The organism is Desulfuromonas versatilis (genome assembly GCF_019704135.1).
In the GTDB taxonomy this organism is placed as follows: domain Bacteria; phylum Desulfobacterota; class Desulfuromonadia; order Desulfuromonadales; family NIT-T3; genus Desulfuromonas_A; species Desulfuromonas_A versatilis.
This window is the reverse complement of record NZ_AP024355.1, coordinates 1,120,615-1,144,666: the sequence shown is the minus strand read 5'-3', so window position 1 is coordinate 1,144,666 and position 24,052 is coordinate 1,120,615. Positions and strand designations below refer to the sequence as shown.

General features: G+C 64.7%; 20 protein-coding genes and 1 riboswitch. Of the genes, 11 read left to right on the top strand and 9 right to left on the bottom strand.

Features of this window, described 5'->3' with window-relative positions; genetic code table 11:
* Positions 1–102: 102 nt before the first annotated feature.
* Complete coding sequence (locus DESUT3_RS05025; RefSeq protein ID WP_221251359.1) at positions 103–1,356, bottom strand: ASKHA domain-containing protein; 1,254 nt, start codon at positions 1,354–1,356, stop codon at positions 103–105.
* 59 nt (positions 1,357–1,415) lie between these two features.
* Positions 1,416–2,540, bottom strand: coding sequence for an alanine racemase (gene alr, locus DESUT3_RS05020; protein ID WP_221251358.1), 1,125 nt, complete (start codon positions 2,538–2,540; stop codon positions 1,416–1,418).
* Between the two features lie 182 nt (positions 2,541–2,722).
* On the opposite strand from alr, the gene DESUT3_RS05015 reads away from it, so the two are divergent.
* From DESUT3_RS05015 to DESUT3_RS04985, 7 genes are all read left to right on the top strand, one after another.
* Positions 2,723–2,908, top strand: a complete 186-nt coding sequence (locus tag DESUT3_RS05015) for a CooT family nickel-binding protein (RefSeq protein WP_221251357.1) — start codon at positions 2,723–2,725, stop codon at positions 2,906–2,908.
* A 37-nt stretch (positions 2,909–2,945) separates the two neighbouring features.
* Positions 2,946–3,050: riboswitch (TPP riboswitch) on the top strand.
* Between the two features lie 70 nt (positions 3,051–3,120).
* Entirely contained in the window at positions 3,121–4,539 is a 1,419-nt protein-coding gene (thiD, locus tag DESUT3_RS05010) for a bifunctional hydroxymethylpyrimidine kinase/phosphomethylpyrimidine kinase (protein WP_221251356.1), read from the top strand.
* Between the two features lie 98 nt (positions 4,540–4,637).
* Positions 4,638–5,939: a phosphomethylpyrimidine synthase ThiC gene (thiC, locus tag DESUT3_RS05005; RefSeq protein ID WP_221251355.1), complete on the top strand. Its 1,302-nt coding sequence runs from the start codon at positions 4,638–4,640 to the stop codon at positions 5,937–5,939.
* Between the two features lie 210 nt (positions 5,940–6,149).
* Entirely contained in the window at positions 6,150–7,241 is a 1,092-nt protein-coding gene (locus tag DESUT3_RS05000; protein ID WP_221251354.1) for an efflux RND transporter periplasmic adaptor subunit, read from the top strand.
* Entirely contained in the window at positions 7,238–10,438 is a 3,201-nt protein-coding gene (locus DESUT3_RS04995) for an efflux RND transporter permease subunit (RefSeq protein WP_221251353.1), read from the top strand. Before DESUT3_RS05000 ends, DESUT3_RS04995 begins: the two co-directional genes overlap by 4 nt.
* A 102-nt stretch (positions 10,439–10,540) precedes the next feature.
* Positions 10,541–11,386 carry an adenosylmethionine decarboxylase gene (speD, locus tag DESUT3_RS04990; protein WP_221251352.1) on the top strand — a complete coding sequence of 282 codons (846 nt, stop codon included), beginning with the start codon at positions 10,541–10,543 and terminating at the stop codon, positions 11,384–11,386.
* A 76-nt stretch (positions 11,387–11,462) separates the two neighbouring features.
* Positions 11,463–12,731: a ChaN family lipoprotein gene (locus DESUT3_RS04985; RefSeq protein ID WP_221251351.1), complete on the top strand. Its 1,269-nt coding sequence runs from the start codon at positions 11,463–11,465 to the stop codon at positions 12,729–12,731.
* A gap of 154 nt (positions 12,732–12,885) precedes the next feature.
* Here DESUT3_RS04985 and DESUT3_RS04980 read toward each other — a convergent pair whose 3' ends face one another.
* Together DESUT3_RS04980 and DESUT3_RS04975 are read right to left on the bottom strand one after the other, a co-directional pair.
* Positions 12,886–13,200 (bottom strand): DUF3024 domain-containing protein, encoded by a 315-nt coding sequence (locus tag DESUT3_RS04980; protein WP_221251350.1) that lies wholly within the window; start codon positions 13,198–13,200, stop codon positions 12,886–12,888.
* Positions 13,201–13,496: 296 nt separating this feature from the next.
* The gene (locus DESUT3_RS04975; RefSeq protein WP_221251349.1) at positions 13,497–14,477 is read right to left on the bottom strand and encodes a class II fructose-bisphosphate aldolase; all 981 of its coding nucleotides are present in this window, start codon (positions 14,475–14,477) and stop codon (positions 13,497–13,499) included.
* Between the two features lie 206 nt (positions 14,478–14,683).
* Here DESUT3_RS04975 and DESUT3_RS04970 point away from each other — a divergent pair, with 206 nt between their 5' ends.
* Positions 14,684–16,129 carry a glyceraldehyde-3-phosphate dehydrogenase gene (locus tag DESUT3_RS04970; RefSeq protein WP_221251348.1) on the top strand — a complete coding sequence of 482 codons (1,446 nt, stop codon included), beginning with the start codon at positions 14,684–14,686 and terminating at the stop codon, positions 16,127–16,129.
* 136 nt (positions 16,130–16,265) lie between these two features.
* Here DESUT3_RS04970 and rpsU read toward each other — a convergent pair whose 3' ends face one another.
* Both rpsU and DESUT3_RS04960 read right to left on the bottom strand, forming a co-directional pair.
* Positions 16,266–16,460 carry a 30S ribosomal protein S21 gene (gene rpsU / locus DESUT3_RS04965; protein WP_221251347.1) on the bottom strand — a complete coding sequence of 65 codons (195 nt, stop codon included), beginning with the start codon at positions 16,458–16,460 and terminating at the stop codon, positions 16,266–16,268.
* Between the two features lie 105 nt (positions 16,461–16,565).
* Positions 16,566–17,693, bottom strand: a complete 1,128-nt coding sequence (locus tag DESUT3_RS04960) for a THUMP domain-containing class I SAM-dependent RNA methyltransferase (protein WP_221251346.1) — start codon at positions 17,691–17,693, stop codon at positions 16,566–16,568.
* A 278-nt stretch (positions 17,694–17,971) separates the two neighbouring features.
* Between DESUT3_RS04960 and DESUT3_RS04955 the strand changes: the two genes are divergently transcribed.
* From DESUT3_RS04955 to DESUT3_RS04945, 3 genes are all read left to right on the top strand, one after another.
* Entirely contained in the window at positions 17,972–18,880 is a 909-nt protein-coding gene (locus DESUT3_RS04955; RefSeq protein ID WP_221251345.1) for an ATP-binding protein, read from the top strand.
* An 86-nt stretch (positions 18,881–18,966) separates the two neighbouring features.
* Positions 18,967–19,512, top strand: a complete 546-nt coding sequence (locus tag DESUT3_RS04950) for a cytochrome c3 family protein (protein WP_221251344.1) — start codon at positions 18,967–18,969, stop codon at positions 19,510–19,512.
* Between the two features lie 136 nt (positions 19,513–19,648).
* Positions 19,649–20,380 (top strand): PilZ domain-containing protein, encoded by a 732-nt coding sequence (locus DESUT3_RS04945; protein ID WP_221251343.1) that lies wholly within the window; start codon positions 19,649–19,651, stop codon positions 20,378–20,380.
* Positions 20,381–20,563: 183 nt separating this feature from the next.
* Here DESUT3_RS04945 and aat read toward each other — a convergent pair whose 3' ends face one another.
* From aat to clpS, 3 genes are all read right to left on the bottom strand, one after another.
* A complete protein-coding gene (gene aat / locus DESUT3_RS04940; RefSeq protein WP_221252476.1) occupies positions 20,564–21,250 on the bottom strand; it encodes a leucyl/phenylalanyl-tRNA--protein transferase in 687 nt (228 codons plus the stop codon).
* A gap of 73 nt (positions 21,251–21,323) precedes the next feature.
* The gene (gene clpA, locus DESUT3_RS04935) at positions 21,324–23,582 is read right to left on the bottom strand and encodes an ATP-dependent Clp protease ATP-binding subunit ClpA (protein WP_221251342.1); all 2,259 of its coding nucleotides are present in this window, start codon (positions 23,580–23,582) and stop codon (positions 21,324–21,326) included.
* Positions 23,583–23,596: 14 nt separating this feature from the next.
* Positions 23,597–23,899, bottom strand: coding sequence for an ATP-dependent Clp protease adapter ClpS (clpS, locus tag DESUT3_RS04930; protein WP_404827031.1), 303 nt, complete (start codon positions 23,897–23,899; stop codon positions 23,597–23,599).
* Positions 23,900–24,052: the final 153 nt, after the last annotated feature.

Here is a 24,052-nt window from a genome sequence, read left to right as displayed (position 1 = left end):
TTCCCTTTCCGCGACTGAAGGCGTCGGCCGCCAGCCAGAGATGTGGATGTGCCGTTTACGGGTTCTTAAAAACACGAAAAAACCGTCCCACGGGCGGTTTTTTCAGAAATCGAGGGCTGCGAGGAAGGCCTGTTCGAAGGCCGGGGTCCCCGAAAGGGGGTAAGGCTTGAGCCGGTCGGCCAGGGCCTGGGCCCTGGCAGGCCCCTCGGGATCAGCCAGCAGACGGCAGACGCCGGCAAGCGCTCCCCCGGGGACAAAACGGACCTTATCTACCATGGTTTCCGGCAGCATGGCAACCCTTTTCAGGGCCGCGGAAGCCAGGGAAAAGCCAAAGGCGCCGGTCACCACCACCGCCGCGAGGTCCTCGGGCGCGACCCCGGCGCGCCGCAGCAGACAGAGTGCCCCGGCCTGCACGGCCCCCTTGGCCAGCTGGAAATTGCGCACATCCTCCTGGGTGAGCCGCAGCTCCACCGACGCATCCCGGTACAGCCGCAAGGCGTTCCCCTCGGGCGACTCGACCAGGTAGCGGGACAGGTGGCTCGCCACCTCGCCCGGATCGCGCAGGGTTCCGCGGGGGTCCATCAGCCCTCCCTCGAGCGCGGCGGCCACCGCCTCGACCAGGCCGCTGCCGCAAAGCCCGCGGGGCGCGCCGCCGCCGATCACCCCCAGGCGCAGCCGGTCGCCGTCGAGGCGCACCTGCTCCACCGCGCCGGCCTTCGCAGCCATGCCGCAGGAGATCCCGCCCCCCTCGAAGGCCGGTCCCGCCGCTACCGATGTGGTCCACCAGCGCCCGTCGGCGAACAGGGCCATCTCGCCGTTGGTGCCGACATCGAGAAAAAAGGTGCTCGCTGCCGGCTCGGGCTCTGCAAACAGGAAGGCCACCAGGTCGCCGCCGACATAGCCGCTGACCAGGGGAAACAGGTAGAGGGAGACGGGCAGATCCAGACCGAGCCCTCTCGGCTCGAGATGAACCCCGGCGCAGTCGGGGGGCCGGTGCGGGGGAAACAGGACCGAGTCGACCTCCAGACCGCGCAGCAAGTGGCAGATGCCGGGATTGCCGGCCGCCGCCGCCGCGGCAATCTCCCCCCGTGAGCGCCCGGCCCGCGCCAGCAGATCGTCGATCAGCCCGCCGATCCCCTGGGCCAACAGCGCTTGCAACTTCTGGGCGTTTCCACCGCGCGCCGCCTCGAGGCGGCGGATGATGTCACTGCCGAAGGCCGACTGGGGGTTGGCCAGCTTCCCCTCGGCCAGGCATTTCCCGGCACCATCGATCAGCCGCCCGGCCAACGTCGTCGTCCCCAAATCCAGCCCGAGGCGCAGACCAGAGCCGGAGGCCCTCCACTCCTCACTCCTCACTCCTCACTCCTCACTCCTCACTCCTCACTCCTCACTCCTCACTCCTCACTCCTCACTCCTCACTCCTCACCTAAATACACCCTCGGCACCCGCTTGCCGATGCCGCAGAACACCTCGTAGGAGATGCTGCCGACCTTCTCCGCCCACTCCTCGGCGCTGATACTGCCCCCCTCGGCGGACCCGAGCAGGGTTACCTCGTCGCCGACGGCGACACCGGGGACATCGGTGACATCGATCATGATCCAGTCCATGCAGACCGTGCCGGCGACCCGGGCGCGGCGCCCGCGAACCAGCACCTCGCCACGGTTGGTCAGCAGCCGGTTGTAGCCGTCGGCATAGCCGACCGGCAGTGTGGCGACCACGGTGGGCCTCTCTGCGCTGAAGCGGTGGCTGTAGGAGATCCCCGTGCCCGGCGCCACCGTCTTGAGAGCCGCCACCCGGGTGCGCAGGTGCATGACCGGACGCAGGTCGATGGTCCCCTCCAGCCCCGGTGCCGGCAGGCCGCCGTAGAGGGCGATGCCGGGGCGCACCAGGTTGGCTTCGGGGATATCCCGGGTAAAGATGGCGGCGCTGTTGCTGATATGCACGAAACCCGGCGCGAAGCCCCGCTCGCGCACCCGGGCCAGGGCCTCGCGGAACCTCCGCACCTGGACCTCGTTGAACTCCCGGCCGGGTTCGTCGGCCAGCGCCAGGTGCGAGAAGAACCCCTCCATGCGCAGAGACCTCAAGCCGGCAAGTTCATCCAGCACCCCGGCCAATTCCTCCGGTCGGACGCCGACCCGCCCCATCCCCGAATCGAGCTTAAGATGAAAGGGGCAGATCTGCCCAGCAGCTGCGGCCTCGGCATTCAGGCGCCGGGCAGTCTCGAGGCAGAACAGGGTGCAGGAGAGGCCGGCGACGAGCACCTGCTGCTCCTGCCCGGGGTAGATGCCGCCCAGAACAAGGATCGGCCGGGTGACCCCGGCGGCACGCAGCTCCAGAGCTTCCTCCACCAGGGCGACACCGAACAGCTCGGCACCCTGCGCCTGAAGAAACGGGGCGACGCGGGCGGCGCCGTGCCCGTAGGCGTCGGCCTTGACCACCGCCAGCACCTGACGGCCGGCGGTTCGCGAGCGGATATGGGAAAAATTATGGGCCAGGGCCGAAAGGTCGATTTCGGCAACGGTAGGACGGCGACCCTGCATGGGAAGGTTCTCCCTTTGGGATGAAGGGGGGAAAATAAATTATTTACCACGGGGTCCCGGCGCTGTAAAGGACCAAGCAGCCCGGGCAGCCCAGCGGGGGAGAAATAAAGCAGAGACATTAAGGTTGACAGCAACTGCCTATTCCTTTAGGCTTTTTCTTACTTTTCCATGGAGGTATCGGCATGTGTCTTGATCATGGGACGTTTCTTCTCATCGACGGCGACCAGGAAACTCCTCTGGAGCACGTCTCGTCGATCCTGGCCGCGGGCGGCCAGCTCAAGCTGGTGGATGTGTTCGGCAAGACCCGCAGCATTGCCGGCGCGATCGGCGAAATCGACCTGCTCAACAAACGCATCGTGCTCGCTTGAGCGCGGGCGAGGAACTGCTTAAAGCATAAAAAATCAAAAATACCGCTAGGGGAGTGTCCTACTGAGAGTTCCGCGGAGTGCGGAACGACCCTTTGAACCTGATCCGGGTCATACCGGCGTAGGGAAGCGGCGACAACGGTCAACACGTTAATGGCGCCGCGCCCCCATGGGGTCAGCGGCGTCATTTTTTTTATCCGGGAAAGCGACAGGCCATGATCAAAGGGCTTTACGTCATCACCGACAGCGACCGCGACGGCAACCTGGCCGCTCGGGTCGAAGCCGCCCTGCAGGGCGGTGCCCGGGTGATCCAGTACCGGGACAAGGAGCTGCCCGCAGAGCGCCGGATCGAGGCTGCCCGGCAGCTCGCCGGGCTTTGCCGCAAGGTCGGGGCTACCTTCATCGTCAACGACGATGCCAACCTCGCCGCCGCCTGCGAGGCCGACGGCGTGCACCTTGGCCAGGGGGACGGGACGGTCGCCGAGGCCCGCAAGATTCTCGGTCACCAGCGCATAATCGGCGTCTCCACCCGCACCGTCGAGCAGGCGCTCAAGGCCGAAACCCAGGGGGCCGACTACATCGGCGTTGGCAGCATCTACCCCACCGGCACCAAGCAGGACACCGAGCTGGTCGGCATCGATACCCTGAAGAAGGTGCGCCGCGCCGTCAAGATCCCCATCGTCGCCATCGGCGGCATCGACCGGGAGCGGGCCGACGAGGCTATCACGGCCGGCGCCGACGCGGTGGCGGTGATCTCGGCGGTGATGGCCGACCCCTTTCCGTCCCTGGCGGCCCGCGAGATCGCCCTGCAGTTCAACCGCCACCTCCCCTACCCCCGCGGCCGCGTGCTGAGCGTGGCCGGGTCCGACTCGGGAGGTGGCGCCGGCATCCAGGCCGACCTGAAGACCATCACCCTGCTCGGCGCCTTCGGCAGCAGCGCCCTGACCGCCCTGACCGCGCAGAACACCCGGGGAGTGCGGGGCATCCACCCCTGTCCGGAGGATTTCGTCGCCGACCAGATCGAGGCGGTCCTCTCCGACCTGGGGGCCGACACGGTGAAGACCGGCATGCTCTACTCGGCGGAGATCATCGGCGTGGTCGCCCGCGCGCTCAAGCGGCGCAACCTGCTGACGGTGGTCGACCCGGTGATGATCGCCAAGGGGGGCGCCCCCTTGCTGCAGCAGCAGGCCGTCGACACCCTGCTGGCCCGGTTGCTCCCGCTCACCTACCTGATCACCCCCAACATCCCCGAAGCGGAAGCCATCGCTGGGCTCAAGGTCAAAACCGAGGCCGACATGGAGGTGGCGGCCCGCGCCCTGCAGAAGCTGGGCGCGCGCAACGTGCTGATCAAGGGCGGACATCTGCCGGGGCCCGCCGTCGACCTGCTGCTTGCCGGCGACAGCGTTCACCGCTTCGGCGCCGAACGGCTCGAAACCCCCAACACCCACGGCACCGGCTGCACCTACTCGGCGGCCATCGCTACCTTCATCGCCCAGGGAATGCCCCTGGTCAAGGCGGTGGAAAAGGCCAAGGCGTTCATCACCGAAGCAATCCGCAGCGCCGTCCCCCTGGGCAGCGGCCACGGCCCGGTCAACCACTGGCAGGCGGCAAAAGCCGTAATCAGTGATGAGTAATAAGTGATTGGTGAAAGGCAAACCCAGGAAAGACAACTAGTCCAAGTCGGAGCATGCACTCTCTTGGCTCCTGAATTCTGACTCCTCGAGGTAAATAAATGACCCAGCTCGAAGCCGCCCGCAAGGGCATCATCACCGACAAAATGAAACAGGCCGCCGCGGCGGAGAATATCGACCCGGAGATCCTGCGCCAGCGCATCGCCGAAGGAACGGCGATCATCTGCCACAACAACAAGCACGGCAACGGCATCCCGCTGGCGGTCGGCAAGGGCCTGCGCACCAAGGTCAACGCCAACATCGGCACCAGCAAGGACGACAAGAGCATCGACAAGGAGCTGGAAAAGGCCCGCGTCGCGGTGGCCGCCGGCGCCGACGCGATCATGGACCTCTCTACCGGCGGGCCCATTGACGAGATCCGCGCGGCGATCATCTCCCAGACCAACGCCTGCATCGGCTCGGTCCCCCTTTACCAGGCGGCGGTCGACACGGTGACCCGCAAGAACAAGGCGATGGTCGAGATGACCGTCGACGAGATCTTCGACGGCATCGTCAAGCACCTCGAGGATGGGGTCGACTTCATCACCGTGCACTGCGGGGTCACCCGCGCCACCGTCGAGCGTATGGACCGTGAGGGGCGGATCATGGAGGTGGTCTCCCGCGGCGGCTCCTTCACCATCGAGTGGATGACCCACAACAACGCCGAAAACCCCCTCTACGAGCACTTCGACCGGCTGCTCGAGATCGTCAAGCCTTTCGATGCCACCCTGTCGCTGGGCGACGGCTTCCGCCCCGGTTGCCTGGCCGACGCCACCGACCGCGCCCAGATCCACGAGCTGATCGTGCTCGGCGAACTGACCCAGCGCGCCTGGGAGGCCGGCGTCCAGGTGATGATCGAGGGACCCGGCCACGTGCCGCTCAACCAGATCGAGGCCAATATCCAGCTGCAGAAGCGGCTCTGCCACGGCGCCCCCTTCTACGTGCTGGGGCCCCTGGTCACCGACATCGCCCCGGGCTACGACCACATCACCTGCGCCATCGGCGGCACCCTGGCGGCCAGCGCCGGCGCCGACTTTCTCTGCTACGTCACCGCCAGCGAGCACCTGCGCCTGCCGACGGTGGAGGACGTGCACGAGGGGGTCATCGCCTGCCGCATCGCCGCCCACGCCGCCGACATCGTCAAAGGGGTGCCCGGCGCCCTCGAGAAAGACATCGCCATGGCCCGCTGCCGCAAGGCCCTCGACTGGGAGGGGCAGTTCGCCCTCGCCCTCGACCCCGAGAAGGCCCGCCGTCTGCGCGCCGAATCGGGGGTCGACGAGGAGCACGGCGCCTGCACCATGTGCGGCGAGTTCTGCGCCTACAAGGTGATGACCGCCCGCAAGGAAAAGCTGGTCGCCGGCTGATCCCCCCCTCTCAGCAGAGTACCCCACCAAGCCCCGGCCCCCTCGGCCGGGGCTTTTGCGTTCCCAAGGGGCGTCCATCTATCTTTAACCAGGACTCCCGCCCTTGACACTCCGGTGGTTTATTGAATTAATTAACTGTAGAGCCATGATGCCCGTCCGACCCAGTTCCCCGCGGGGCCCCCCCCGCCACTGCAGAAGGACCCGCCTGGTATGCTCAGGTCTCGCGCCCTGTTCAGCTTGCTGCTGTGTCTTGCCTCCCCGGTTTACGCCCAGCCGAATGCCACCCCTCCGGCCGCCCTGATCGTCACCGCCACCGTCGAACAGGGGCAGCCGCGCATCCCCCGCACCTTTGCGGCCACCGCCGAGCCGCGCTACATGGCCCGGGTGGCCAGCGAGGTTGACGGCCTGGTGGAGTTTCTCCGCGTCCGCCGCGGCGACCAGGTGGCCAGGGGCGAGGTGATCGCCCGCCTGCGGAGCTACCCTGTCGAACTGCAGCGGGAGGAGGCCAGGGCCCGCCTTGGCGAGGTACAGACCCGCATCGCCAAAGCCGAGGCCGACCTGCGCCGGGCCCGGGAGCTGCACAGCCAGCGAATCATCTCCGAGGAGGAATTGCAGGCCCGCCAGACCGAACTCGACGCCCTGTTGCAGGAAGCCAGCCGCAACCAGGCCTCCATCCGCCTGCTCCAGGACCGGCTGGAGCGGATGAGCATCCGCGCCCCCTTCAGCGGGCATGTAGTGCGGGCAGTCACCGAACTCGGGCAGTGGGTAGACGAGGGGGAGGCCGTCGTGGAGCTGGCGGACCTCTCGACCATCCAGGTGATGACCCCGGTCCCCGAGCAGCACCTGAGCCAGGTAAAACTCGGCATGCAGGCCCGGGTAAACTTCGACGCGCTGCCGGGGGGAGATTTCTCCGGGGAAGTCACCGCGGTGGTACCCCAGGCGGACCTCGCATCGCGCACCTTCCCGGTGCAGGTCAGCGTCGCCAACCCCGAGGGGAAAATCCTCGCCGGCATGCTGGCCCGGGTCACCTTTATGCGCGACCTCGACAACCCGGGGCTGGTGATTCCCAAGGATGCCTATGTACCCCGCCCCGACGGCGGCGGATACGTGGTGAAAATTCATCGGGATACAGCTCGAATCATTCCCGTGGAACTGCTCCAGGCGGCCGGGGGGAGCTTCCTGGTGCGCCCCCTGGATGGTTCCCTCGAGGCGGGGAACCGCGTGGCCATCCGCGGCAACGAAAGGCTCCGCGAGGGGCAGCAGGTCCAGGAAGCCCCGGGTGGCGGGGGGAGTGCGCCATGAAGCTGATCGCCACCTCCGTCGAGCGTCAGGTCGGGGTCAGCGTCGGCGTTCTGCTGGTGGTGCTGTTCGGCCTGCTCTCGCTGTGGCGCACCCCCATCCAGCTCACCCCCGAGGTCTCCCGCCCGGAAATCACTATCCAGACCGACTGGCCCGGTGCCAGCCCCGAAGAGGTCGAAAAAGAGATCATCCTGCGCCAGGAGGACGAGCTCAAGAGCGTCGAAGGGGTCGAGGAGATGAAATCCGAGTCGCAGGACAGCAGCGGCCGGATCGTGCTGACCTTTACCCCCGGCACCGACATGGACGCGGCGCTGCTCAAGGTCAGCAACCGCCTGAACCAGGTGCGGGATATCCCCGAGGACGCCGAGCGCCCGGTGATCTCCACCGTCAACACCGACGACCGGCCCATCGCCTGGTTCATCCTCAAGCCCCTTGCCGGCAACAGCAACCCCATCTACAGCTACCAGCTGTTTACCGAAGACCATGTCAAGGCCCGCTTCGAGCGGGTGCCCGGGGTGGCCCGCAGCAACGTCATCGGCGGGCGCGAGCCGGAGCTGCAGGTGGTGGTCGACCCGGAAAAGCTCTCGGCCATCGGGCTCACCCTGGGAGAACTCATCCGCGCCCTGGACAGCGAGAATGTGAATATCTCCGCGGGCAGCTTCGATGAAGGCAAGCGCCGCTACATCGTGCGCACCCTCGCCGAACTGACCGCGCCGGGCGAAGTCGAGGCCATCGCCCTGCCGACCGCCTCGGGGCAGCGCCTGTTCGTCGGCGACGTGGCCGAGGCCCGCTTCGGCTACGAGCAGGCGACGGTTTCGGTGCGCCAGAACGGCGAGCCGGCCATGGCCGTCAACGTCCAGCGCGAATCGGGGACCAACGTCCTGGAGGTCATGGCCGGGCTCAAGCTGGCCCTGCGCGAACTCAACGAGGGGGTCCTCGCCGAAGAAGGGCTGGTCCTGCGCCAGGTCTACGACGAAACCGAGTACATCGAATCGGCCATCGACCTGGTACTGCAGAACCTCTGGGTCGGCGGCCTGCTCGCGGTGACGGTGCTGCTGCTGTTTCTGCGCTCCCTGGCCCCGACGCTCATCGTCGCCACCGCCATCCCCATTTCGGTGATCGGCACCTTCATCGTCATGACCCTGTTCGGCCGCACCCTCAATGTCATCTCCCTGGCCGGGCTCGCCTTTGCCGTGGGGATGGTGGTGGACAACGCCATTGTCGTGTTGGAGAACATCTACCGGCACCGCCAGCTGGGCAAGGAGAAAAAGGCCGCCGCCATCGAGGCCACCGGCGAGGTCTGGGGGGCGGTGCTCAGTTCGACCCTGACCACCATCGCGGTGTTCCTGCCGATACTTTTCATCGTCCAGGAGACCGGCCAGCTGTTTCGCGACATTGCCATCGCCATTTGCGCCGCCGTCGGGCTCTCCCTGGTGATCTCCATCACCGTTATCCCCTCGGCGGCGGCACTGCTGCTCGGGCGGGGGGCGATCCGCAGCGCCGGGAAGAGCTCGGCCAGGCGACCGGGCCCGGCCGAGTTGTTCGGCCTGGTGGCGCTGGCCGGGCGCTTCTCCGAGCATGTCGCCAACACCGTTTACCGGGTAAGCCGCAGCGCCCTGGCCTGCTTCGCGGTGGTGCTGCTGTTCACCGCCGCGGCCCTGGGCGGGGCCTGGCTGCTGATGCCCAAACCCGAATACCTGCCGACTGGCAACCGCAACTTGCTCATCGGCCTGTTGCTGCCACCGCCAGGCTACAACGTGGCGGAGCTGACCCGCATCGGCCAGGGTCTGGAAGGCGACTTCGCCCCCCTCTGGCAAACGGATTACGACGACCGCGGCACCACCCCGGCGATCACCCATTTTTTCTACGTCGCCCGCGGCCGGCAGATCTTCATGGGCGTCAGGGCCCGTGACCCGAGGCGGGTCCGCGAGTTGATCCCGTTCATGCAGCAGCGCCTTGGCAAGGTGCCGGGAATGATCGCCATCGTCTCGCAGACCTCCCTGTTCGAAAGCGGCCTCACCGGCGGCCGCAGCATCGAGGTGGAGTTTTCCGGCACCGACCTCCCGCGCCTGGTGGAAATCGGCGCCCGGGCCTTCGGAATGGTCCGGCAGGCGGTCCCGGGCGCGCAGGTGCGCCCGGTGCCCAGCCTCGACCTGGGCAACCCGGAGATCCGCGTGCTGCCCGACCGGGTACGCCTGGCTGACCTGGGGATCAGCGCCCGCGACCTGGGGATCGCCGTCGACGCCCTGCTCGACGGGACCCGAGCAAGCACCGTCAACGTGGCGGGCAACGAAATCGACCTCACAGTCATGGGCGCTGAGCACTTCGCCAGCCGCACCCAGGATTTCGAAAAGCTGCTGCTGCGCTCCCCCGACGGCCAACAGGTGCCGCTCGGCGCCCTGGCCCGGGTGCTTCTGGTGGCCGGCCCGGAACAGATCAACCACGCCGAACGCCAGCGCACCATCACCCTGGAGGTTCGTCCCCCGGAGGAAATCCCCCTCGAGGCGGCGATGGAAATGATCGAGCAGCAGGTCCTCGAGCCCCTTCGCCAACAGGGGGTGCTCGGCAGCGACCTGCGGGTGCGCCTGGCCGGCACCGCCGACAAGCTGCGCGAAACCTTCGACGTGCTCAAGTGGAACTTCCTGCTCGCCCTGGTCATCACCTACCTGCTGATGGCCGCCCTGTTCGAGAGCTTCTTCTACCCCTTCGTCATCATGTTCTCCGTGCCGCTGGCCATGGCCGGAGGATTTCTCGGGCTGTGGCTGGTCAGCCACCTGCTGGCCTACCAGGCCCTGGACGTGCTGACCATGCTCGGCTTCATCATCCTGGTCGGCACGGTGGTCAACAACGCCATTCTCATCGTCCACCAGGCGCTCAACTTCATGCGCGAGGGCCAGTTGGAGAGCCGCGAGGCGCTGCGCGAATCGGTGCGCGGCCGGGTGCGGCCGATCTTCATGTCGGTGGGCACCTCGGTCTTCGGCATGCTGCCGCTGGTGCTCTTCCCCGGAGCGGGCAGCGAACTGTACCGGGGGCTGGGCAGCGTGGTGGTCGGCGGCCTGGTGGTTTCCACCCTGTTCACCCTGCTGCTGGTGCCGGCCCTGTTCAGCCTGCTGCTGAGCCTGCGCACCGCCAGCACCGGGCGAGCAGCCAAGGGGGTCCCCGCCCCCGCCGCCGAGGAGGCTCCGGAAAAAAACCGCTGACTCCCCCAAGATTTGTCTTGTCCACCCTCGGCCGGCTGTGGTCTAATTAGGAGATTTGGCTTTGCCAAATATCTCACCGCTTCCCGGGGAGGGATATTGCCGATGTCCGCAAAGAAGAATTCCGTAAAACCCACCAAGCCCAAAACCAGCAAAAGCAAGGGCAAGCCCCGCCGGCGCCCCAAGCTCAAACTGCGCGGGTTCAACAACCTGACCAAGACGCTCTCGTTCAACATTTACGACGTCTGCTACGCCCGTTCGCCCCAGGCCCGCAAGGAGTACCTGGAGTACATCGACGAGGAGTACAACTCGGAGCGCCTGGTCAAGATCCTCACCGAGGTCTCCGAGATCATCGGCGCCAACATCCTGAACATCTCCAGTCAGGATTACGACCCGATGGGGGCGAGCGTCACCATCCTGATCGCCGAGGAGCCGGTCGACCCGAAACCGGACCAGGTGCTGGCGCACCTCGACAAGAGCCACCTGTGCATCCACACCTACCCGGAAACCGACTCCAAGACCGGGGTCTCCACCTTCCGGGTCGACGTGGACGTCTCCACCTGCGGCAAGATCAGCCCCCTGAAGGCGCTGAACCACTTGATCGACTCCTTCGAATCCGACATCGTGCTGATGGATTACAAGGTCCGCGGCTTCACCCGCGACGTAAAGGGCAAGAAGCACTACATCGACCACAAGATCCATTCGATCCAGCAGTTCGTCGACAAGAAGATTCTCGACCGCTATCAATGCGTGGACATCAACATCCACCAGGAGAACCTGTTTCACACCAAGATGGTGCTCAGCGACTTCGACCTGGACTACTACCTGTTTTCCACCGCCGCCCAGGACTTCACCGACGACGAAAAGGAGCGGGTCCGCGAGCGCCTGCGGCGCGAGATGACCGAGATCTTCTACTCCAAAAACATCTACAGCACCACGGGCCCGCATTGAGGTAGCGACGGGCCGGAGGATTTTCTCCGGCCCGTCTCCCCGGCCGCCCGAAGCTGTAATCACAGGGAGACGGCCCATGCCACGCAGCAAACCCATCGTTCCGGCCCTGCTGGCCGGTTTTGCGGCCCTGATCCTGGCGGCCTGCAGCCCCGCCGCCAAGCTGGCCCGGAACCCCGAAATGCCCTACCCCCCCGAACAGCCCCCCGTCGTGGGAAAAATCATCCATCTGCCTACCGGAAAACCGGTTGCGGAGGCGCAGATGCTGGCCATTGTCAGCGACTCACGCATCGTCTACGTCGGCGAAACCCACGACAACCCAGCCTCGCACCGCCAGGAGCTGGCAGTGCTCACCGCTCTGGCCGAGCGCTACCCCGGCCAGGTGGCTATGGGGATGGAGATGTTCACCCCCTCCCAGCAGCCGGTACTCGACCGCTGGGTCGCCGGCGAGTTGGACGAGAAGGCGTTTCTCAAGCAGTCGCGCTGGTACGACACCTGGCGCATGGACTACGAGTTGTATCGGCCGCTGCTCGAATTCGCCCGCCGGCACAAAATTCCGGTCGTGGGGCTCAATGCCGAAAAGACCCTGGTAAAGGCGGTAGGCCAGTTCGATTTCAGCGAACTGCCCGAACAGATCCGCAGCCAGCTTCCCGAAATGGACTTCAACGACCCCTATCAACGCCAGCTGGTCGAGGCCATCTACGGTGGCCACGCTCACGGCAACAGCCAACTGGATGGTTTCCTACGGGTGCAGACGCTCTGGGATGAAACCATGGCCCACAACGTCGCCGCCTACCTGGGTGCGCCCGGCCGCGAGAAGACGCGCATGCTGGTGGTGGCCGGCGGCAACCACGTCCGCTTCGGCTTCGGCATTCCGCGCCGGGTGTTCAGGCGCCTGCCGAGTTCCTACAGCCTGGTCGGCTCCAGGGAAATCGTCATCCCCGAAGACAAGCAGGACCGGCTGATGGACGTGGAGATTCCCGAGTTTCCCATGCTGCCCTACGACTTTCTGCAGTTCACCGAGTACGAGGATCTCGACAAACAGGAAGTGCGCCTGGGGGTCATGCTTGGCGGGGAAGAGGACGGGGTAAGGGTGCAGGGGGTCCTGCCCGGTTCGGCAGCCGAGGCTGCCGGCCTCACCGCGGGGGACCGGCTGCTGAGTCTGGACGGAGCGGCCCTGGAGGAGAATTTCGATCTGGTCTACGCGGTGAAGCAGAAACGCCCCGGCGACCGGGCGCTGCTGGAAGTGGCACGGGAAGGGGAGAAGCTCACCCTGGAGGTTCTGTTCACCGCAACGCCGGCCCACGGGCATGGCAAGCATCCCCCCGCACCGGACAAGCAGGACTGAGAAAGCGAAAAAGCCGCCCCGCAGGCGGCTTTTCTTTTGCATTTATTGGCCATCGGGCCTACCTTCACCCCGCGGGCGCATTCCCGCCTCGGCCAGATCGCACCGACCAGTTCGCCCTCCGCCCGCGGCTGCTGTCCGCTCCGGCGCCTGCCACCTAGAGGACCTTATGGAAAAGGTTGGCCGCTGTTTCGCTGACCATCAGGTCCAGGGCATCGCGCAGGCCGTCATAACGGTCATAGAGATGCCACTGGGAGCGGCTGCTCATCCAGTAGAGCCGCCACATGTCCTGCTCCTCGTCGTACAGCAGACGACCGGCCGGATCATCCACGGCGCACGCCTCGATAGCGCTGAACCGATGGAAAAATATGACATAGCCGTTCTCTACGGCATTGACTTCCACATTCAGGAAACGATCCTCGAAATACTTCAGGATCTGCCTCCGCGTGAACTCATTGGGGTGTTTCCGCATTGCTGGACTCCTTGAGGCTGCAGCAGCAACCTTTATTTCCCTCCCCTGGAATCCATGGGTTTGAACCCTCATTGCAAAAGCCGACAAAATTGCTCGGCAGATCAGACCGTCTTCTTTACCATTCTTGCTAAACATATAGCAGATGCCATGCCATCTTAAAAGACCTTTTTTGTCATATTTCTCGATTCAGGCCCCAAAAAAACGCCGCCCTGCTACTGCAAGGCGGCGTTATCATTGGATACCCGCAAAGGAAATTAATTTTTATTAAAACCGATCCGGGTGACTCCCGGGACCGCTCAAGCCTTGCCGGCGCTGCCCAGGACTGCCTGGTTTTTGTGCTTGATCAGCTTGATCAGCTCCTTGCGCGCGGCACCCAGGTATTTGCGCGGATCGAACTCTCCGGGGTTTTGCGCCAAAAATTCGCGAACTCGCGCGGTCACCGCCAGCCGCCCGTCGGAATCGATGTTGATCTTGCAGACGGCACTTTGCGCAGCCCGCCGCAACTGTTCCTCGGGAACCCCGACGGCGCCTTCCATCTTGCCGCCATACTGGTTGATCAAGCCGACGTATTCGGGCACTACGCTGGAGGCCCCGTGCAGCACGATGGGAAAGCCCGGGATGCGCCGTTCGATCTCATCGAGGATGTCAAAGCGCAGCGGCGGCACCTGCTCCCCTTCCTTGAGCTTGAACTTGTACGCCCCGTGGCTGGTGCCGATGGATATGGCCAGGGAGTCGACCCCGGTTTTCCTGACGAAGTCCTCGACCTCCTCGGGTTTGGTGTAGGTCGAGTGTTCGGCCACCACCTCGTCTTCGATCCCGGCCAACACGCCGAGTTCGCCTTCGACGGTCACGTCCTGGGCATGGGCGTATTCCACCACCTTGCGCGTCAGGGCCACGTTGTCGTCGTAGCTCAGGTGCGAGCCGTCGATCATCACCGAGGAGAAACCCGAGTCGACGCAGGCTTTGCACAGTTCGAAAGAGTCGCCGTGGTCCAGATGCAGGCAGATCGGAATATTGGAGCCCATCTCCCGGGCCATCTTCACCGCGCCCATCGCCATGAAACGCAGCATGGTTTCGTTGGCGTAATCCCGGGCCCCCTTGCTGACCTGGATGATCACCGGCGAGGAGGTTTCGGCACAGGCGCCGACAATTGCCTGCAACTGCTCAAGATTGTTGAAATTGTAAGCCGGAATGGCATAGCCGCCGCCAACGGCCCGTTTGAACATGTCCCGGGTGTTGACCAGACCGAGCTCGCTGTAGTGCACCTTATCACCCATTGGTTTCGACCTCCTTGGTTTGTTCTCGCTGGGCCGCCTCTGGCCTCAGGCAAACAGTCTTATTAATAACAGTTCAGCAGGATCAAGTCCAGATCAAAGTCTACCAGGGAGAAATGGGTTGAAAAAGGGTGAAAGTTCGTTTACGATACCGCCCGCAAACATTCAACTGCTCGTTCCTCCGAGCTTTTTCTCCAAAGGATTGCATCATGGCCCTCTCCAAGCAGGAAGATTATTTCAAGGACTGGAAAGCCCGGGAAGAGATTGCCGAGGCGATGATTCCCCTGATCGGTAACCTTTACCGCAATCACGGGGTGGTGACCACCGTCTATGGCCGTTCCCTGGTCAACAACTCACCCATCGACATCCTCAAGACCCACCGTTTCGCCAGGCAGATTCTCGAAACCGAACTCTGGGTCCGTGACACCTTCCCGATTCTCCAGGCCATGTGCAATCTCGACCTGGCTCCGGCCAAGATCGACATCGGCAAGCTGACCGTGCGCTTTATGGCGCAGGGCCAGGGCCTCTCGGCCGAGGAATTCGTCCGCCAGGAACTCTCCGGCATCAACACCGGCAAAGGCTCCCTGCTCAGCGAGCCCCGGGACGTGGTTCTCTACGGCTTCGGCCGCATCGGCCGCCTGCTGGCCCGCATTCTCATCGAGCAGACCGGCGGCGGCGACAAGCTGCGGCTGCGCGCCGCGGTGGTCCGCAAGGGCAGCGACGACGACCTGGTCAAGCGCGCCAGCCTGCTGCGCCGCGATTCGGTGCATGGACCCTATCACGGGACCATCCGCGTCGACGAGGAGGAGAACGCGATCATCGCCAACGGCAACATGATCCGCATCATCTACTCCGACTCCCCCGAGTCGGTGGATTACACCCAGTACGGGATCAACAACGCGATCCTGGTCGACAATACCGGCAAGTGGCGCGACCGCGACGGGCTCGGCCGACACCTCAAGGCGAAGGGGATTGCCAAGGTCGTGCTGACCGCTCCGGGCAAGGGCGACATTCCCAACATCGTCTACGGGGTCAACAACGAACTGATCAACGACCAGGAGCAGATCTTCTCCGCGGCCAGCTGCACCACCAACGCCATCGTCCCGGTGCTCAAGGCGGTCCACGACCGCTTCGGCATTCTCAACGGCCACGTGGAGACCTGCCACTCCTACACCAACGACCAGAACCTGATCGACAATTATCACAACAAATCCCGCCGCGGCCGGGGGGCCCCGCTGAATATGGTCATCACCGAGACCGGCGCCGCCAAGGCGGTGGCCAAGGCTCTTCCCGAGCTGACCGGCAAGCTGACCGGCAACGCCATCCGCGTGCCGACCCCCAACGTCTCGCTGGCCATCCTCAACCTGACCCTGGGCCGGGAGACCTCGGTGAAGGAGATCAACAGCTACCTGCGCGACATCTCCCTCGACTCGCCGCTGCAGTACCAGATCGACTACACCAACTCGCCCGAAGTGGTCTCCAGCGACTTCGTCGGCTCGCGCCACGCCGGCGTGGTCGATTCGCTGGCGACCATCGTCTCGGGCAGTCACTGTGTCCTTTACGTCTGGTACGACAACGAGTTCGGCTACAGCTGCCAGGTGGTCCGGATGCTCGACCGCATGGCCGGCCTCGAGCTCCCCACCCTGCCCCGCTGATCGCACCGGCAACACCCGGGGGCCGGCAACGCCGGCCCCTTTTTTATCGTGTAGCCTCTGAAGTTCCTCAGACTGAATGCAAAAAGGCCGATCCCGGAAGGATCGGCCTTTTGCTTATGGTCTGAACAGCGAGGTACTAGTCGCGGCGCATCATGCGCATTTTCTTGCGCAGGCGGCGCTGGGCCTCTTTTTCCTTGCGCTTGCGCTTGACGCTGGGCTTTTCGTAAAACTTGCGCTGCTTCATTTCACGAAACAACCCTTCCTGCTGCAGCTTGCGCTTGAGGACCCGAATGGCTTTCTCGACATTGTTGTCGACAACCTGGATCTCCACCTGGGAATCACCTCGCTTTCCGTTCTTTATCTATGTTCCGCAAACCCCCGGCCTGCAGGACAAGGGGAGATAATACAGAATCGCTCCGAACAAATCAAGAAAATTTCACCGGGGATTTTGCCCCCTTGTGGCCGTGTACAGGCCCACGGCGATTCCGCCGTTGTGCAGCTCGGCCCTGCAGGCCGGTGCAAGGTCGGTCTGCCGCGCCAGTTCCGGGTCGGGACAGAGAAAAGCGAGGCTCCAGCCGGGGCGACGTTCCACGAGCACCTGTCCGAGACTTCGAAACAGCTCGACCAGGCCCGGGCCGCGGCCAATCCGCTCGCCGTAGGGCGGATTGCTGATGAGCAGGCCGCAGCCCGCATCGCTCTGCAGCTGCTGCAGTGGCCGGCAGTCCCAGGCGGTGACCTCGGCCACCCCGGCCCGCAGGGCATTGCGGCGGGCCAGCTCGAGCACCAGCGGATCCTGGTCCGAACCGGCCAGGGGAACCGGACAGGGCCGTTCGGAACGTCCGGCCTCCAAGCGCAGGGCGTCCCAGAGGCCGGGGCGATAACGGGGCCAATCCATAAAGGCAAAACGCCTGGCCCGGCCCGGCGGGAGGTTGCGGGCCAGCAGCGCCGCCTCGATTACCAGGGATCCCGAGCCGCACATCGGATCGGCCAGAGGCACCTGGCCCTGCCAGCCGAGCAGCAACAGCATGCCGGCGGCAAGCGTTTCACGCAGCGGCGCCGCTCCCGCTTCCTCCCGATAGCCGCGCCGGTGCAGCAGCTCGCCCGAGCTGTCCACGGAGAACTGACAGAGGTCGTCCTCAAAACGGGCCAGGATCAGTTGCTCGGGCCCCGTTTCGGGTTGTTCCTTGCGGCCGAGCGCCCGATTGACCGCCTCGGCCACGGTGGCGGAAATCCTGCCGGTATGGCCGAGCCGCGAGCCATGGCTGACGGCCCGCACCCGCAGCCGGGTGTCGGGACGGATAAAGCGCCCCCAGGGAAGCTTCACGGTTTTTTTGTACAGGTCGGGAAAATCCCGGCTGCGCACCTCGCCCATCCTGACCAGGACGCGACTGGCCGTGCGCAGCCAGAGGTTGCCGAGGTAAATCTCGCGCAGCCCGCCGCAAAACTCCACTCCCCCGGCGACGGCCTCGACCTCCGCCATGCCGAGCGCGGCCAGCTCTGCTGCGCAGACCCCTTCGAGGCCGGGGGCCGTAACCGCAAAAAGTCTGTCATCCGGCTTTTTCATCCCTGTCCCTTCGCCCAATCGGCTGCCTGGTCGGCAGCCGCAAACCGAGGGCAGTATCGCCCGCGGGAAACCCGCTGATGGCCAACCGCCCCGCCACGAGCGGCGATGCTAGCATACCCGCCGTTGCGCTGGCAATTGCTCCGACGAGCATTTTTTCCCGGGGAAACATGCCCCGGCGGCGGCCGTTGCATCCGAAGGTTGTCGTTCATCCTCGGGGCGAATTCTGTTACTATGGCTCTCCCCTTCAATATTTAACTTCTCGGGAGGCTGGATCGGCGATGGCGATTAACTCGGTGGATATCGATTGGGGCTATGTTCTGGAACGGCTGGACCACCTGCTCGACCTCGGCGAGGAGATGCTGACCCGCCAGCTGGCCGAATACCAGCTGCCCCCCGAGGCGTTCCGCGGCCAGCACGCCTTTCGCTGGCAGAAACGCGGCAACGGCGGCTATTTGGAGGCCATAGACCACCCCGACATCCCGCTGCTCGGCGACCTGCTCGGCCTCGACCGCACCCTGGAGCGGCTGCGACAGAACACCCGGCAGTTCGTCAAGGGGCATCCGGCCAACAACGTCCTGCTCTGGGGCGAGCGCGGCACCGGCAAATCCTCGGCCGTCAAGGGCCTGCTCGGTGAATTCGGCGGCGAGGGACTGCGCCTCATCGAGGTCCACAAGGAGGATCTTTTTCAGCTCCCCGCGATCACCCAGCAGCTGCGCGACCTCCCCTACCGCTTCATCCTGTTCAGCGACGATCTCTCCTTCGACGAATCCGAGGTCTCCTACCGCGAGCTAAAGGCCCTGCTGGAGGGTGGATTGGAAGCGCGCCCGAACAATGTCCTGGTGTACGCCACCAGCAACCGCCGCCACCTGATGCCCGAGCGCTTTGCCGACAACACCGGTGAGGCGGAGATTCATGCCGAAGAGGCGGTTTCCGAAAAGCTCTCCCTCTCCGACCGCTTCGGCATCACCATAGGCTTCTACCCCATGAACCAGGACACCTACCTGGCGATAACACGGCACCTGGCCAAAACACGCGGTCTGCGCATCTCGCGCCGCAACCTGGAAACCCAGGCCCTGCAATGGGCCCTGATGCGGGGTGCCCGCTCGGGCAGGGTGGCGCGCCAGTTTGTCGATGATCTTCACGGGCGCCTGGCCCTGAAGGGCAAAGTGGGCCCGAGAGGCTCCTGACCCGGAAAACCCGGCCCTTTTCTTGCATATTCCGGGGGATGGCGCCCCCCCGGGACGACCCTTACCACCCTGCTGCTGGAGGACTCATGAAATTGCCCAGGTCCCTCGTCTTGATTCTGCTGTTCGCCGCCCTGCCCGCGACCCTGTGCGCCGCCTGGATCACCGACATCGTGGTCATGAGCTCCAAGGGTGCCGGCGCGGTCAATTTCAGCCATTACACCCACCTGGAAGCCGTGGGCAACAACTGCCCCAGCTGCCACAACGGCATCTTTCACATCCGGCCGGAGAAGAACCCCGTCGCCACCATGAAGGACATGGCCGAGGGCAAGTCCTGCGGCGCCTGCCACAACGGGCAGAAAGCCTTCAGCGTCAAGGAGGGCTGCTCCAGTTGCCACCCGACCCGCGACATCGTCTTCAAAAACGCCGATGCCGGCGACATAACCTTCAGCCACGAGGCCCACACCGGCATGTTCGGGTGCAGCGAGTGCCACCCGGACCTGTTCCTCCCTGGACCCGGCAACCAGCGGCGCACCATGCAGGAGATGGAGCAGGGGGACTCCTGCGGCGCCTGCCACGACGGCAATGCGGCGTTCAGCGTAAAAGAGGATTGCGAGAACTGCCACCAGATGTAACAGGCTGTCGGCTTTTTGGCGAGGGTACCCAGGGGGAGCGGCCGTTGCTCCCCCATTTCCGTGAGCCGCAACCGCCTGGGCTGGGGTGGAATGAGTCTCAGGAGCCATTCCACCCCTTACTCCCACCGGGATTTTCATGCGTTACCCGAAGTACTTCAAACCGGGACAAAAGATCCTCATCAGGCCCCTGGTGCACCGCGACGACGACCGCCAGGAGACCCTGACGCTGTATTTCCGGGACGGGGATGAAAGCTTTTTCGACCTGGAAATCCCCTACCGCATCCGTGAGGGAGAAGACTATCCCTTCACGCCGCAGATGCCCTGCGAACTGCTCTCGGAAAGCTTCGGCCTGGGGCTGCGCCTGACCGGCCGCTTTCACGCCCAGCAGGGTCGCGACCGGATCCGGGTGGAGGTCAACCCCGATCTGGAGATCTACCAGCGGCGCCAGTACCCCCGCATCGACATCGCCGCCGGCCTGCGCTATACCAAGGGTCGCGGCGAACTGCGCACCTTCCGCGGGCAGTGGGAGAAAAACCTCCGCCTGCTGGAAGGCGAAGCGGAGTTCTCGCGCCTGCGCCCCTTCCCCCGCTGCCAGGTCAATCTCAGCTGCAGCGGCATCCGCATCCCCATCCGGCCTCCCGTCGAGGTGGCCGACCTCTGCCTGCTGTTTCTCGAAATTGCCGAAGGAGCCAAGCCCATTTGCGCTCTGGCCGAGGTGGTTTGGGTGGGCGATGCCGCAGACCAGGACCGACGCACGGCCGGCATGCGGTTTATCGACATCCTCGCCAGCGACCAAAAGCGGATCGAGCGCCTGGTCCGCGAGCACCTCTCCGCCAGCGCCGGCTCCACTCCCGAGGCGAAATCCTAATCATTTGCAATTACAGCAATTTTCGGACTTTTCCACAGCCGCGTGGAAAACCCTGTGGGAAATTTGCGGATAACCCGCGCAGCTCGTTGCACCAGGCGAGCCGGCAGCCATCTGCCTAAATTAAAGGCAGCCTGACCGCCCCGGAAATTTGGCCTGCGCGGGCCTGGAGAGGCCCCGGCCGGCTCAATCGAAACCGCCGGGAACCGGCGACACGGAAGGCTCGACTCCACCCTGGCGGAGCCGCTGGAGGAATTCGTCCCGGCTGATACAGCGGGCGCCGAGGGAGATCAGGTGGGAGGTGGGCATCTGGCAGTCCAGAAGGGCGAACCGCCGCTGCGCCAGGTGACTTACCAGGCCGACCAAGGCGACCTTGGAGGCATTGCTGACCCGGTGAAACATCGATTCGCCGAAAAAGCAGCGCCCCAGACAGACCCCGTACAGCCCCCCCGCCAGCTGCCCCTGATGCCAGCATTCCACCGAGTGGGCATACCCCTTCTGGTGGAGCTCACCATAGGCCAGCTTCATCTCCGGAGTGATCCAGGTTCCGGCTCCCCCCTGGCGGCGCAACTCGGCACAGGCGTCGATCACCTGGGCAAAGGCCCGGTCGAAGCTCAACTCGAACACTCCCTGCCGGAGAACCTTGGCCAGGCTGCGGGAAATCTTCAGGTCGGCAAGGTCGAGGACACAACGCGGATCGGGGGACCACCAGAGCAGGGGATCGCCTTCGTTGAACCAGGGGAAAATCCCCATGGAATAAGCCAGCAGCAGGCGGGCCGGGGAGAGATCTCCGCCCACGGCCAGCAACCCTTCGGGGTCGGCCAGACGGGGCGGAGGGAAAACGGGCTGGTCAATCAGCTGGAAGACAGGCACAAGGTTCAAATACCCTGAGAGCGGAAACCTAGGGGGTGAGGCGGCAGGGAATCAGGCCTGCCGCCTGCGCATTTCACTTTCCGGAGTCGTAGGCAAAGGTCAGGGTCTCGCCCTTGATGCCGACACTCACCTGGCCGCCCCGGTTGAGTTTGCCGAAGAGGATCTCGCCGGCGATCACGTCGCTGATCCGGGACTGAAGCAGCCGGGCCAGGGGGCGCGCCCCGTAAAGGGGATCGTAGCCGCTGCGGGCCAGGTGGCGCCGGGCCCCCGCCGACAGGGACAGGGTGACCTCCCGCTCTTCGAGCTGGGCCCTCAATTCGCCCACGAACTTGTCCACCACCTTGAGCATGACCTCCTCGCTCAACGCCCCGAAGGGGATGATCGCGTCGAGGCGGTTGCGGAATTCCGGGGAAAAGGTCTTTTCAATGGCCTGCTTGGCGCTGGCCGGCCCGGGGCTGCCGAAGCCGATGGGGTTGGCGCTCAGCTCCCGGGCCCCGGCATTGCTGGTCATGATCAGCACCACGTTGCGGAAATCGGCCTTCTTGCCGTTGTTGTCGGTCAGGGTGCCGTGGTCCATGACCTGCAAGAGAATGCTGAACAGGTCGGGGTGGGCCTTCTCGATCTCGTCGAGCAGCAGCACTGCGTAGGGGTTCTTGACCACGCCGTCGGTGAGTAGCCCCCCCTGGTCGAACCCCACGTAGCCCGGCGGGGCTCCGATCAGCCGCGCCACCGAGTGCTTCTCCATGTACTCGCTCATATCGAAACGGATGAACTCCACTCCCATCTGCAGGGCGAGCTGGCGGGCGACCTCGGTCTTGCCGACCCCGGTCGGTCCGGTGAACAGGAAGGAGCCCACCGGCTTTTCCGGATGGCCCAGCCCGGCCCGGGAGCGCAGGATCGAGCGGCAAAGCACATCGATGGCGGCATCCTGGCCGAAGACTTTGCGTTTCAGGTCCCGGTCCAGGTTTTTCAGCCGGCGGCGATCCGATGTGCTGACACTGCGGGTGGGCACCCGCGCCATGGAGGCCACGACTTTTTCCACCTCGGCGACCCCCACCAGGTTTTTCGCCTGGGGGTGGATGCGGAACCAGGAGCCGACCTCGTCGATCACGTCGATGGCCTTGTCCGGCAGGTGGCGGTAGTTGATGTGCCGCGCCGAGAGCTCGGCCGCCGCCTGCAGGGCCTCGTCGCTGTAGCTGACCCCGTGGTGCTCTTCGTAGTAGCTGCGCAGTCCCTTGAGGATCTCCACGGTTTCGGCCACGCTCGGCTCGAGGATGTCGATTTTCTGGAAACGCCTGGAGAGCGCCCGGTCCTTGTCGAAGAGGTTCTTGTATTCCTCGTAGGTGGTCGAGCCGATGCAGCGCAACTCACCGGTGGCGAGCACCGGTTTGAGCAGGTTGGAGGCATCGAGCGAACCGCCGCTGGTGGCGCCGGCTCCGACGATGGTGTGGATCTCGTCGATGAACAGGATCGCCCGCGGCTTTTTCTGCAGGGCGCCGAGCACCGCCTTGATCCGCTCCTCGAAGTCGCCGCGAAACTTGGTCCCGGCCAACAGGGCGCCCATGTCGAGGGTATAGATTTCGAAGTCCTGCAGGACCTCCGGCACCTCGCCCTGATGGATCCTGAGGGCCAGCCCCTCGGCGATGGCCGTCTTGCCCACGCCGGGATCGCCGACGTAGATCGGGTTGTTCTTGCGCCGCCGGCAGAGCACCTGGATGGTCCGCTCGAGCTCGGCGGCCCGACCTACCAGGGGGTCGATCTTCCCCAGGCGGGCACGCTCCACCAGATTGACGGTGAAGGCCTCGAGAGGGTCGCGGGCCGGCGCGCCTTTCTTGGGTGCCGGGGCAGGCTCCTCCCCCCCCTCGGGCGCAGGCTGGCTGTTGGATTTTTCTTCGCCGGGAACCTTGGCCACGCCATGGGAGATGAAGTTGAGCACGTCCAGCCGGCTCAGCCCCTGGGACTCGAGCAACTGGGCGGCGTGGGAGTTGCGCTCCTCGAGAATGGCCGCAAGCACGTCGCCGACCAGGATCTGCTGTTTGCCCGCCGAATGCATGTGGATCACGGTGCGCTGCAGAACCCGCTGGAGCCCTACCGTCTGCTCCGGGACCGACTCCTCGCTCCCGGGCAGGGGCTCGAGCTGGCTGGAGAAAAACTCCTCCAGCTCGGAACGCAACAGCTCCAGATCCCCCCCGCAATTGCGCAGCAACTCCTGCCCGCTCTCCTCGAAGAGCATCGCATAGAGCACATGCTCGGTGGTCAAGTATTCGTGGTGCCGGCGCTGGGCCTCACGCACCGCGAGGGAAAAGGTAATCTGAACTTCCTGACTGAACATCACCCGCCGTACCTCTAAACCTGCTCCATGCTGCAGCGCAGGGGAAAGCCCTCGGAACGGGCCATGGCATGCACCTTATCCACCTTGGTTTCGGCAATTTCATGGGGATAAACCCCGCAGAGCCCGACCCCTTTCAGGTGGATGTTGAGCATGATCTGGTTGGCCTCCGTGGGCGGTTTGCGAAAAACTGCCTCCAATACCTGAACGACGAACTCCATGGTGGTGTAATCGTCGTTGTGCATCAATACCCTGAACTGTTGCGGAGGGACGGTCCTGGTCTTGCTCCGGGGAAGAACCCGCGCGTCCTCCGACGGCAATTGCTTACTCACAAACGCCCGCCCTCTCTGGATTTAATGACTTCTGGTGAAATGTTAGCACAACTGATTCCAAACTTCCACGCCTCCCGGGAGCCATTTCCCCGGCCCTGTTGCGCTACTTCCCGCGCGATGCAGGAAGGCCCCCCCCACTGA

Bases quoted from the DNA above. Each gene is read 5' to 3' on its own strand.
- DESUT3_RS04960 (WP_221251346.1), bottom strand. From the start codon at position 17,693: ATGAAAAAGCCGGATGACAGACTTTTTGCGGTTACGGCCCCCGGCCTC.
- DESUT3_RS04955 (WP_221251345.1), top strand. From the start codon at position 17,972: ATGGCGATTAACTCGGTGGATATCGATTGGGGCTATGTTCTGGAACGG.
- DESUT3_RS04985 (WP_221251351.1), top strand. From the start codon at position 11,463: ATGCCACGCAGCAAACCCATCGTTCCGGCCCTGCTGGCCGGTTTTGCG.
- thiC (WP_221251355.1), top strand. From the start codon at position 4,638: ATGACCCAGCTCGAAGCCGCCCGCAAGGGCATCATCACCGACAAAATG.
- DESUT3_RS04980 (WP_221251350.1), bottom strand. From the start codon at position 13,200: ATGCGGAAACACCCCAATGAGTTCACGCGGAGGCAGATCCTGAAGTAT.
- DESUT3_RS04995 (WP_221251353.1), top strand. From the start codon at position 7,238: ATGAAGCTGATCGCCACCTCCGTCGAGCGTCAGGTCGGGGTCAGCGTC.
- DESUT3_RS04945 (WP_221251343.1), top strand. From the start codon at position 19,649: ATGCGTTACCCGAAGTACTTCAAACCGGGACAAAAGATCCTCATCAGG.
- alr (WP_221251358.1), bottom strand. From the start codon at position 2,540: ATGCAGGGTCGCCGTCCTACCGTTGCCGAAATCGACCTTTCGGCCCTG.
- DESUT3_RS04975 (WP_221251349.1), bottom strand. From the start codon at position 14,477: ATGGGTGATAAGGTGCACTACAGCGAGCTCGGTCTGGTCAACACCCGG.
- clpA (WP_221251342.1), bottom strand. From the start codon at position 23,582: ATGTTCAGTCAGGAAGTTCAGATTACCTTTTCCCTCGCGGTGCGTGAG.
- DESUT3_RS04950 (WP_221251344.1), top strand. From the start codon at position 18,967: ATGAAATTGCCCAGGTCCCTCGTCTTGATTCTGCTGTTCGCCGCCCTG.
- thiD (WP_221251356.1), top strand. From the start codon at position 3,121: ATGATCAAAGGGCTTTACGTCATCACCGACAGCGACCGCGACGGCAAC.
- DESUT3_RS05000 (WP_221251354.1), top strand. From the start codon at position 6,150: ATGCTCAGGTCTCGCGCCCTGTTCAGCTTGCTGCTGTGTCTTGCCTCC.
- speD (WP_221251352.1), top strand. From the start codon at position 10,541: ATGTCCGCAAAGAAGAATTCCGTAAAACCCACCAAGCCCAAAACCAGC.
- DESUT3_RS04970 (WP_221251348.1), top strand. From the start codon at position 14,684: ATGGCCCTCTCCAAGCAGGAAGATTATTTCAAGGACTGGAAAGCCCGG.
- DESUT3_RS05015 (WP_221251357.1), top strand. From the start codon at position 2,723: ATGTGTCTTGATCATGGGACGTTTCTTCTCATCGACGGCGACCAGGAA.